This window comes from Aeromonas sp. (assembly GCF_050633025.1).
Lineage (GTDB): Bacteria > Pseudomonadota > Gammaproteobacteria > Enterobacterales > Aeromonadaceae > Aeromonas.
The window spans coordinates 1-9,819 of sequence record NZ_JBODRQ010000124.1; the positions used below are offsets into that span (position 1 = coordinate 1).

Here is a 9,819-nt window from a genome sequence, read left to right on the forward strand (position 1 = left end):
AACTCCCTCTTCAGCTCCATGACCGAGCGTTGCACTTATTATCTGAATTCGCGACATCGAATACGTTAGCGGTTCTACTGATAACCAGCAATCCCATGCATGGTTAGAGGTAGCTGGATACATTGTCGATATCACTGCAGACCAATTTCCTGACTGCGATGAGCCCGTCATCGTGACTAATGATCACTCATGGCATCAACGCTTTGAAGAATCTACGAGATAAGCAGCTGGTTTTCTAGATGGGTTTAAGTCAACCTGCAGGATGACGTTGGACATTACTCGTGATCTGAACATCGTCTACAAAGCTGCTCTCGCTTGCCTCTAATTTTTGTTCTTCCAATGTCTAGATGGGCGGACGAACTTGATTAACTGTTGGTGGCATTGGGGTCACACTGAGGCAACAGTTCTTCCAGCGTGTAGCGCGGCTGGCCACCCAGTTTGGCGCGAGCACGCTCCACATCGTCAAGCGCCGCAGTCAGCAGCGCCGGATCACCATCTTCAAGAGCTGCCTGCAGATAGGCAACCATATCGGCCTCAGTGGCCAAGCCGTCAGCCACATCAAAGCGGCTCCATTGCTCAGTTCTCTTCATTCCGTCCTCCTGCACCCGTCATTGCGCATAATACATATTATGTTAAATTCGATATCTTGTTTCCTGTCGCCGCTTATTGAACTGTGTATAATGGCAACAATTGATCCTCTCTCCGACCGGATGTCTTAAGTGGCTGAATTAACATCAGAACAATTAAAACCCGCTTTTGCAATTGAACAGTTCCCCAAGCTCAGTGAACTTGAGCCCATCCCCTTTGCGGCACTGCAACCCAGAGCCATTTCCGGCATCAAGCGTCTCGCCAGTTTTGATGGTGACTGTCCGGTCATGCTGCTCAACGGGTTCCCCGGCGCAGATTATGAAGGTGTTTGCCAGACGTTGATTGCCGACTCCCATGGCAAGGATGGTGACCTGTTTGATCTCTGCTACACCGAGAACCTGAACAACCCCTTCAAACCTATCTGGCTGCGACTGCAACCGGGCTCTGGCGTTGAGTTCTGTGAAATGGTTGGCGAATTGCTCAAGCTGTTGAGCCACCACCTCGATGCCGAGCGCATCGTGACCCGCATCATGCGTAAGCAGAACAATGATCCGAAGATCGATGATTTCCTCTCCGATCTGGCCGCCCACGTGGCATTGGGGCTGGAGTTCCAGCACCCGGTTCTAATCAACCTGCTGATCCATCACGAAGAGCAGGAAGCGCCGGTGATTTATGGCCGTGATCTCAACTGGGATACGCTATTTGGTTCCATCAATTACCAGACCGAGCAAGGCTCTGTCTATGCTAACCAGCACCTTTTGGAGCCAGGTTTGCTACGCGAAGCCAACGGCGGTTACCTCATTTTGCAGCTGGACGAACTGCTGGATCAGCCGCACCTCTGGTTCAAGCTGAAAAATGCCATGCAAAAAGGCGAGCTGGACTGGAACGCCTATCAGGAAGGGAAAACCCTGACCCCCTTCTTCGCACCTGAGGCTACCCCCATCAAGCTCAAGCTGATCCTGGTGGGTGACAGACTCGACGTGGCGGAGTTCCAGATGCTGGATCGCGATATGTCCGAGCGCATCTTCCTGCGCGCCGATCTGGTCTCCGAAGTGAATATTGAAGAGGACCTGCAAGAGTTTCTGCAGTATCTGGCCTGGCTGCGCGAGCGTTGGGAACTGCTGGACTTCACTCCTGCCGCCCTCGGCGCTCTATGCCGTCACGCCAGCCGTCTGTGTGATCATCAGGAGTGGCTCTCTCTCTCCGAGGTACAGCTCTCCGCCATCATGCGGATGGCTGACAGTCTGGCACGCGAACTGGAAGCGGACGTCGTCACCGACGAGCATATCCGCGGCGCGCTGGAGGAGCAGGATTACCGCCTCAACTATCTGGTTGAGCAGTCCGATCAGGGCGTCATCGACGGCCAAATCCTGCTGCAAACCGATGGCGAAGAGATTGGCCAGATCAACGGCCTGTCAGTCATTCAGGTCTCCGGTCACCCTTATGACTTCGGTGAACCGGTGCGCCTGACCGCCACCGTTCACCTGGGTGATGGCGATGTGGCGGATATCGAACGCAAAGCGGAGCTGGCAGGCCATATCCACGCCAAGGCGATGATGATCATTCACGGCTACCTCTCCAACAAGTTTGGAGCCGAAAACCCCTCTCCTCTCTCCGCCAATCTGGTGTTCGAACAGTCCTATCACGAAATTGATGGTGACAGCGCATCGTTGACCGGTCTGTGTGCCCTGCTCTCTGCCCTTGCCCGCCAACCCATTTACCAGCACTTTGCTGTAACCGGTGCTGTCGACCAGTTTGGCAATGTGCAGGCCGTTGGTGGCGTCAACGAGAAGATCGAAGGCTTCTTCCGGGTGTGCAAGATCCACGGTCTGACCGGCAAGCAAGGTATCCTGCTGCCGGGCACCAATGCCCAGCAACTCAACCTCTCTGACGAGGTGATTGCAGCGGTTGAAGCGGGCCAGTTCCATATCCACCCGGTAGATCATGTGGAAGAGGCCATCGAGCTCTTGACTGGCTGTGTGGCGGGTGAGCCTGATATGCCCGATACCCTGTTTGGACGCATTCAGGAGCGACTGGATGAGCTGAACGGCAGCACGGCGAAAGTCGGGCTGTTGCGCGCCCTTCTTGATCGGCTGTTTGGCCGCTAATGAAGTGATCGGAGTTGTTTAGCGCACATCTGTAAGCTAAATTGGCGCAGCTTTACACATTTGAAGGAAACTCAGCGTGACCGTAGACAATTCGACCCAGGAAGCCCGCCTTTCCCTGTGTGAACAGGGCAAGAACTCTTTTACCCGTGAAGAGCTGCTGGCTTGCAGCCGTGGCGAACTCTTTGGTGAGGGTAACAGTCAGCTGCCCGCCCCCAACATGTTGATGATGGATCGCATCGTCAAGATCAATGACAACGGTGGCGAGCACGGCAAGGGCGAGATCCTGGCAGAGCTCGACATTACCCCGGATCTCTGGTTCTTCGATTGCCACTTCCCGGGGGATCCCGTGATGCCGGGCTGTCTCGGTCTGGATGCCATGTGGCAGCTGGTTGGCTTCTTCCTTGGCTGGAAAGGTGGCCCGGGCAAGGGTCGTGCGTTGGGTGTCGGTGAAGTGAAATTTACCGGCCAGATCCTGCCGACCGCCAAGAAAGTGACCTACAAGATCACCTTCAAGCGAGTCATCAATCGCAAACTGGTAATGGGTATTGCCGACGGTGTCGTTGAAGTTGATGGTCGCCCCATCTACAGCGCCACCGACCTGAAAGTGGGCCTGTTCCAGGACACCTCCTCATTCTGATTGATGCGGATCTGAAGGTGGCGAAAGCCACAACGCAAAGGGGCCACAACGGCCCCTTTCCTTTTGTAATGAGTATGATGAAGTAACTTACTTCATGAAGAGGCCTGAGCCCCGCCCTTCCATGGCATCTCGCCAACCACCAAGCCAGTGCCCACGGGCATCCAGACATTGATACGGACACGCTTCTTTCTGTTTGCCGACCACGCCAGCCTGATAACCACGAGCACGAGCTCTTTCCAGACGGTCCCGTTTCTGTCTCTTCATCATCTACGACCCTCTTCGTGGAACAAAAAAGCGACCAACTTTTCATCGGTCGCTTTCATCTTTACCCCAGCAGGGAGGGGGGGTCAAACAAAAATTCCCATGTTAACCCCCCTCTGTGACATAAGGCACTGAACTCAATTAAGTTTAAATTACAAGAAACTTATTCCTGATTTTTGAGTCCTTCCAGCTCTTCCCAACGAGCAAATGCCTCCTCCAGCGCAGTTTCGGCAATGCTCAATGCGGTCAGTTTGGGCTGGGTCTGCTCACTTGGCAGGGAGAAGAAACCGGGCTGGTTGATTTCTCCTTGCAGCGCGTCAAGTTCGGCTTCCAGCTGCTCAAGACGCGCCGGCAGGCCATCCAGTTCAAGCTGCAGCTTGTAGGAGAGTTTTTTACCTTTCTTCGGTGCTTCACTCACTGTGGCTACCGGCTCGGGAGCCTTCACCGGTGTGCTCCTGGCCTGTTGCTGAGCACGCTGCTGCTCGCGGGTTGCCATCATGTCGGCATAGCCACCCACGTAGTCACTGATGCGGCCATCCCCTTCAAACAGCCAGCAACCGGTCACCGTATTATCGATGAAACGACGATCGTGACTCACCAGCAGCAGAGTACCCGGATAGTCCGCCAGCAGCTCTTCCAGCAATTCCAGCGTTTCGACGTCGAGATCGTTGGTCGGTTCATCGAGGATCAGCAGGTTGCTGGGTTTAAGGAACAGCTTGGCCAGCAGCAGACGGTTCTTCTCACCGCCAGAGAGCGCCTTGACCGGTGTACGGGCCCGCTTGGGTTCGAACAGAAAGTCTTGCAGATAACCGAGGATATGACGGGAGCGACCACGCACCATCACCTCCTGCTTGCCCTCCCCTACGTTGTCCACCACGGTCTGCTCGGGATCGAGCTGTTCGCGGTACTGATCGAAGTAGGCCACTTCCAGATTGGTGCCCTGACGCACCGAGCCACGAGTGGCATCTAGCTGGCCCAGCAACAGCTTGATCAGGGTCGACTTGCCGCATCCGTTGGGCCCGACCAGCGCAATCTTGTCTCCGCGCAGCACCTGCAGATCCAGCCCCTCGAACAGAGTGCGATCACCAAAGTCGAGCCCCAGCCCTTCGGTCTCGAATACCAGCTTGCCGGAGCGGCTCGCCTCATCAAGTTGCAGCTTGGCTTTGCCCTGCAGTTCACGACGCTGGGTTCGCTCCATGCGCATCGCCTTGAGGGCCCGCACCCGCCCCTCGTTACGGGTGCGGCGCGCCTTGATCCCCTGGCGTACCCATACCTCTTCCTGCGCCAGCTTGCGATCGAACTCGGCATTTTTCAGCTCTTCGACCCGCAGCCACTCCTCTTTGCCCTGCAGGTATTCGTCGTAGTTGCCCGGCCAGGAGGTGATGGCGCCGCGATCCAGATCGATGATCCGGGTTGCCAGCTTGTGGATGAACTCCCGGTCGTGGGAGATGAAAACGATGGCACCGCGAAAATCCTTAAGGAACTCTTCCAGCCAGTTGATGGCTTCGATATCCAGGTGGTTGGTCGGCTCGTCCAGCAGCAGCAGATCGGGATCGCAGGCCAATGCACGGGCCAGCGCCACCTTGCGCAGCCAGCCACCGGAGAGACTGTCGAGTGTCACGTCAGGATCCAGCCCCAGCAGGGTCAGCACCTGATTGATACGGGTCTCGTACTGCCAGCCATTCTGATAATCGAGCTGCTCCTGCAGCTGACTCATCTTGCGGATGTTGGCATCGGACGGGTCACTCGCCAGCGCCATGGAGATGTGGTGGTACTGCTTGAGCAGCTCACCCACGCCGGCCAGCCCTTCGGCGGCGTAGTCAAACACCGTCAGCTCGCTGGAAGCAGGCGGATCCTGCTCGAGACGGGTCACTTTCAAATCTTGTTGCAGCACCAGACGGCCATCATCGAGCGGCAGTTCGCCGGCGATGACCTTCATCAGGGTGGACTTGCCCGCCCCGTTGCGCCCCACCAGACAGAGGCGCTCGCCTCGCTCGATGGTCAGCTCGGCCTTGTCGAGCAACGGAAAATCACTGAACGACAGACACCCGCCGTGCAATGTTAAAAGAGCCATGTTCGTTCCTTATCTCATATGAAAAAACGGGCAACAGACTGGGTCTGCCCCCGTTTCATCGTCAACTCACAAATCAACCCTGACGAGCGAGCCAGCCTTTGAGCTCCACCAGCGTGAAGGGCCAGCCCAGCTCGCGGCCAGCCTCGTCCCGCAGCACCGGAATGCGCACCCGATAGGCGGCAAGCCACTGCTCATCATCCATGATGTCGCACTGGCGGGTGGTAGCGGCAAGGCCTGCCTCCTCCACCAGCGCCCAGGCCTGCTCGCACAGGTGGCAACCGTCGGTATGAAACAGGGTCAGCATCACGCTTCGCCTTGCTCCGGCGCATGGGTGATGATCCAGCAGTTGTGGATGTGCTGGTTGCGCTCGAAATCCTTGGGCCGGGTCTTGCCGGTGATGTTCTGCGTCTTCAGACCAATGGCCTCGAGACCGGCCAGATCCATCTTGAAGTGGCGCTTGTTGTTGGAGAACACCAGGGTGCCATCGGCCGCCAGCAGCCGCTTCAGGTGCTGCATCAGCAGCAGGTGATCGCGCTGCACGTCGAAGCTCTCGTCCATCCGCTTGGAGTTGGAGAAGGTGGGCGGATCGATGAAGATGAGATCGTACTGCTCGTCCGCTTCCGACAGCCACTTCAGGCAGTCGGCCTGCACGAACTTGTGCTCCCGGCCCACCAGCGAGTTGAGGCGCATGTTGTCCTGAGCCCAGTTGAGGTAGGTGCGCGACATATCCACCGTGGTAGTCTCGCTGGCACCGCCGAGACCCGCGTGCACGGTGGCACTGCCGGTATAGGCAAACAGGTTCAGGAAGCGCTTGCCTTTGGCCATCTGACCCAGCATGCGGCGGGTCTGACGGTGGTCGAGGAACAGGCCGGTATCCAGATAGTCGTAGAGGTTGACCCACAGACGGGCGCCATACTCCTGCACTTCCATCCGGTGCTGCTCTTCGGAGAGCTTCTGATACTGCTGTTTCCCTTCCTGACGCTCACGCACCTTCAGGATCACCTTCTCGCCGTCCATCCCGGTCACCTTGATGGCGGCCTGAACCATGTCGAGCAGACGCTGACGGGTCTTCTGGGCGGGAATGTCTTTGGGCGCAGCATACTCCTGCACCACCAGATAGTCCTGATAGCGGTCGATGGCAGCGTTGTATTCCGGCAAGTCGGCATCATAGAGGCGATAGCAATCGATGCCCTCTTTGTTGGCCCACTTCTCGAGGGTTTTCAGATTCTTGCGCAGACGGTTGGCAAAGTCCTGTGCCACCTCTTTTTGGGATGCCACGGAGTCCAGTGCGATTTGATAATTACGCAGCTGACACTCGAGGGCGCCGTTGAACAGGCGATATTGCTTGTCGGCGCGCAGGCGCAGACAGCTGAGCAGCTCAGGGGATGCGGAAAGAATGGAGACTTTCCAACCCTGGAAGCTGCGACGCAGAGCATCGCCAAGGGCCTGATGCACTTCCAGCAGCGCCGGGAACTCGCCAAGACGCTCGCCGTAGGGCGGGTTGGATATGAGCATACCGACCTGGCGGGCCTCCCCTTGACCGTCTTCCCCTTCAACAGGGGCAGGCATCGGCAGCGGGTTTTCCAGCTTGGTGACATCGGCCTGCTTGAAGGTGATGAGGTGCGCCACACCGGCCGCTTTGGCGTTGTCACGGGCTTTGAGCAGCACGCGCGAATCGGCATCACAACCGAAAAGTTTCACCTCGCAGCGCTGCATGCCGCGTTTGGCACGTACTTGTGCTTCCATCATCAGGCTCTGCCACAGCTCGCTATCATGCTGCAGCCAGCGATCAAAACCGAAGCGCTCACGGCGCAGCGCCGGCGCCATATCGGCGGCGATAAAGGCCGCTTCAATCAGCAAGGTACCGGAGCCGCACATGGGGTCCATCATGGGCTCACCGGCCCAGCCGCTACGGGCAATCATGGCGACCGCCAGGTTCTCTTTGAGTGGTGCTTCACCTGTGCCCTGACGATAGAAACGCTGATGCAACGCAGGTCCTGACAAGTCCAGCGTGATATTGGCCTTGCCTTTGCCCATGTGTGCCATGATGCGAATATCCGGCGACTTTTTGTCCACATCCGGGCGCACATGACCGCGCTTGGTAAAGCGATCGACGATGGCATCCTTGATCTTGAGCGCCCCGTACTGGGTATTGCGAATGGCAGGGTTGGTACCGGTAAAGTCTACCGCAATGGTAGAGGTACCTGAGAAGTGCTCTTCCCAGGGAATGGTGTGGGCGCCCAGATAGAGATCCAGATCGTCGTTCATCTGGAATTCGGAGAGCACCAGCACGATGCGGGAAGCCAGACGGCTCCAGAGACAGGCCTTGTAGCCCACCGCCAGTTCGCCTTTGAAGTGGACGCCAGCCACGGTCTCACGGACCTGCTCTGCGCCCAGATTGGTCAGCTCGTCGGCCAACAGGTTTTCCAGCCCCTTGGGGCAGGTTGCAAAAAATTCTTTCATCACGCTCACGGGGAACCCATAAAAATAGTCCCGCATTATACCTCATCAGGTCACTCTGAGCATGTAAAAGTGGCTGACAATGACAGGAGATACGGTGCAACAAGGGTCTATTGAACCCTTTCCGTAGCAGGCTTAAAAACCGCCAGTCCCCCCCTTCCCCGATTTTTATCCTGCACACGTCAATCCAGTTTAAAAAAATCCACACACATCAACTTATTGGGCAACAATTAGGAGGTTTCGACCATGTTGTCCGGATCTCCATAATGCCTATGAACGAGTCCTTTTTATGACCAAAACCATCCTTGTTGTGGAAGACTCCGTCAGTATCAGAGCAACCATTACCATGACGCTGCAAAGCGCCGGTTTTAGCGTGATCGAAGCGGATGATGGCAACGCGGCCCTCTCCTGCCTTAGTGGCCAGCGGGTACATCTCATCATCTCCGATCTCAACATGCCGGGCATGGACGGGATGACACTGCTGCGCCATCTCAAGGCACAGGCAACCACTCGCTATATCCCGTTCATCATGCTGACGACGGAAAACTCGCCCGAGATCCGTCAAGAGGGGTTCGATGCCGGCGCCCGTGTCTGGCTGACCAAGCCATTCGAGCCGCTTAAGCTTATCGATGATGTCTACAAGGTGGTGCAACCATGATACGGGAGCACAATGTATGAGTTTTGAACTGAATATTATGCATGCGCCCCCAATCGCCATTCTCACGGGGGAGTTCACCGTCATGACGGTGGCAGAGTTGCAAGACGATCTCTTCAGTCTGCTCAACTTTCCAGTTGCCTTGCTGGATTTGAGCCAGCTTGAAGCGCTCGATAGCTGCGGCGCCCAGCTTGTCGCCCTCCTCCAGCAAGAGGCCAATTCCCAGGGCAAGCGGCTGCGGATCAAGACGGGAGATGGCAGTGAAGCCGAACTGGCGCTAGGCCAGCTCGGACTGCTTTCGTCCCTCACCAGAGCGGAGGGGCCAGATGGACGTCAATAAAGCGCGCGCCCTCTTTTTCGAGGAGGCCTACGAGCAGTGTGATCATCTGGAGCAGGCGCTCCTTGATCGTGAAAGCTACCCGGCCAATGCCGAAACCTACAATCTGATGTTTCGTACCGCCCATACCATCAAGGGTTCAGCCAGCATGCTGGGCCTTACCATGCTGGTACGCTTCGCCCACGCCATGGAGAACATGCTGGCACGACTTCGCAGCGGCGAGTTGCAGCTCGATGAGCATCTGATCAACCTGCTGCTGGCCTGCAACGATCAACTGCGCGATCTGTTGCAGGGGGCCGAGCACAATCCCGAGCTGCCGCAGACCGAAACCCAGCAGATCCTGGCCTTGCTTTCCCAACTGCAGGGCCATCAAATTTTGCCAACCCAACCTGTCGTAGTGCCGCCACAGAACGTAACTTCTTCGCAGGATCTCAAGCGCTGGCATCTCTCTGTGCGTTTTTATCCGGCGCTCTATCAGGATGGCTTCGACCTGCTGGCCTTTATCCGCTATCTCGGCAATCTGGGCGAGATCATCTTCATCGAACCGGTCTGGCACGAATGGCCGCCCGTTCAATTGCTCGACCCGACAGAGTGTTTCCTTGGCTATGAAATTGGCCTGCGCAGTGCTGAATCTCCCGAGCGGATCCGCAGTACCTTCGACTTTGTCGCTCATGCCAGCATCATCTGTCTGCTGACGCC

At 56.8% G+C, this 9,819-nt stretch carries 10 protein-coding genes; 5 read left to right on the forward strand and 5 right to left on the reverse strand.

All coding sequences use genetic code 11. The features are described from left to right. Positions 1-365 precede the first annotated feature (365 nt). The gene (locus ACRAUW_RS14480) at positions 366-590 is read right to left on the reverse strand and encodes a hypothetical protein (RefSeq protein ID WP_431362837.1); all 225 of its coding nucleotides are present in this window, start codon (positions 588-590) and stop codon (positions 366-368) included. 129 nt (positions 591-719) lie between these two features. On the opposite strand from ACRAUW_RS14480, the gene ACRAUW_RS14485 reads away from it, so the two are divergent. Together ACRAUW_RS14485 and fabA are read left to right on the forward strand one after the other, a co-directional pair. After that, entirely contained in the window at positions 720-2,696 is a 1,977-nt protein-coding gene (locus ACRAUW_RS14485; protein WP_431362838.1) for a Lon protease family protein, read from the forward strand. Positions 2,697-2,772: 76 nt separating this feature from the next. Further along, on the forward strand, positions 2,773-3,333 hold the full coding sequence (gene fabA, locus ACRAUW_RS14490) for a 3-hydroxyacyl-[acyl-carrier-protein] dehydratase FabA (RefSeq protein WP_431362839.1): 561 nt from the start codon (positions 2,773-2,775) through the stop codon (positions 3,331-3,333). A gap of 87 nt (positions 3,334-3,420) precedes the next feature. Here fabA and rmf read toward each other — a convergent pair whose 3' ends face one another. From rmf to rlmKL, 4 genes are all read right to left on the reverse strand, one after another. After that, positions 3,421-3,600: a ribosome modulation factor gene (rmf, locus tag ACRAUW_RS14495; protein WP_005315693.1), complete on the reverse strand. Its 180-nt coding sequence runs from the start codon at positions 3,598-3,600 to the stop codon at positions 3,421-3,423. 157 nt (positions 3,601-3,757) lie between these two features. After that, positions 3,758-5,668, reverse strand: a complete 1,911-nt coding sequence (gene uup / locus ACRAUW_RS14500) for an ATP-binding cassette ATPase Uup (protein WP_431362840.1) — start codon at positions 5,666-5,668, stop codon at positions 3,758-3,760. Positions 5,669-5,741: 73 nt separating this feature from the next. Next, positions 5,742-5,972: a glutaredoxin family protein gene (locus tag ACRAUW_RS14505; protein WP_431362841.1), complete on the reverse strand. Its 231-nt coding sequence runs from the start codon at positions 5,970-5,972 to the stop codon at positions 5,742-5,744. Next, on the reverse strand, positions 5,972-8,167 hold the full coding sequence (gene rlmKL / locus ACRAUW_RS14510) for a bifunctional 23S rRNA (guanine(2069)-N(7))-methyltransferase RlmK/23S rRNA (guanine(2445)-N(2))-methyltransferase RlmL (RefSeq protein ID WP_431362842.1): 2,196 nt from the start codon (positions 8,165-8,167) through the stop codon (positions 5,972-5,974). The genes ACRAUW_RS14505 and rlmKL overlap by 1 nt, the downstream gene beginning before the upstream one ends. 250 nt (positions 8,168-8,417) lie before the next feature. Between rlmKL and ACRAUW_RS14515 the strand changes: the two genes are divergently transcribed. From ACRAUW_RS14515 to ACRAUW_RS14525, 3 genes are all read left to right on the forward strand, one after another. Continuing rightward, positions 8,418-8,786, forward strand: coding sequence for a response regulator (locus ACRAUW_RS14515; protein ID WP_431362843.1), 369 nt, complete (start codon positions 8,418-8,420; stop codon positions 8,784-8,786). Positions 8,787-8,802: 16 nt separating this feature from the next. Continuing rightward, entirely contained in the window at positions 8,803-9,123 is a 321-nt protein-coding gene (locus ACRAUW_RS14520; protein ID WP_431362844.1) for an STAS domain-containing protein, read from the forward strand. Continuing rightward, positions 9,110-9,819 (forward strand): Hpt domain-containing protein (locus ACRAUW_RS14525; RefSeq protein ID WP_431362845.1); only part of this gene is annotated, 710 nt, incomplete at its 3' end. The genes ACRAUW_RS14520 and ACRAUW_RS14525, both read left to right, overlap by 14 nt.

Excerpts from the sequence above, each read along its gene's own strand:
- ACRAUW_RS14480 (WP_431362837.1), bottom strand. The coding sequence starts at position 590 with ATGAAGAGAACTGAGCAATGGAGCCGCTTTGATGTGGCTGACGGCTTG.
- rmf (WP_005315693.1), bottom strand. The coding sequence starts at position 3,600 with ATGATGAAGAGACAGAAACGGGACCGTCTGGAAAGAGCTCGTGCTCGT.
- uup (WP_431362840.1), bottom strand. The coding sequence starts at position 5,668 with ATGGCTCTTTTAACATTGCACGGCGGGTGTCTGTCGTTCAGTGATTTT.
- ACRAUW_RS14505 (WP_431362841.1), bottom strand. The coding sequence starts at position 5,972 with ATGCTGACCCTGTTTCATACCGACGGTTGCCACCTGTGCGAGCAGGCC.
- rlmKL (WP_431362842.1), bottom strand. The coding sequence starts at position 8,167 with ATGCGGGACTATTTTTATGGGTTCCCCGTGAGCGTGATGAAAGAATTT.
- ACRAUW_RS14515 (WP_431362843.1), top strand. The coding sequence starts at position 8,418 with ATGACCAAAACCATCCTTGTTGTGGAAGACTCCGTCAGTATCAGAGCA.
- ACRAUW_RS14520 (WP_431362844.1), top strand. The coding sequence starts at position 8,803 with ATGAGTTTTGAACTGAATATTATGCATGCGCCCCCAATCGCCATTCTC.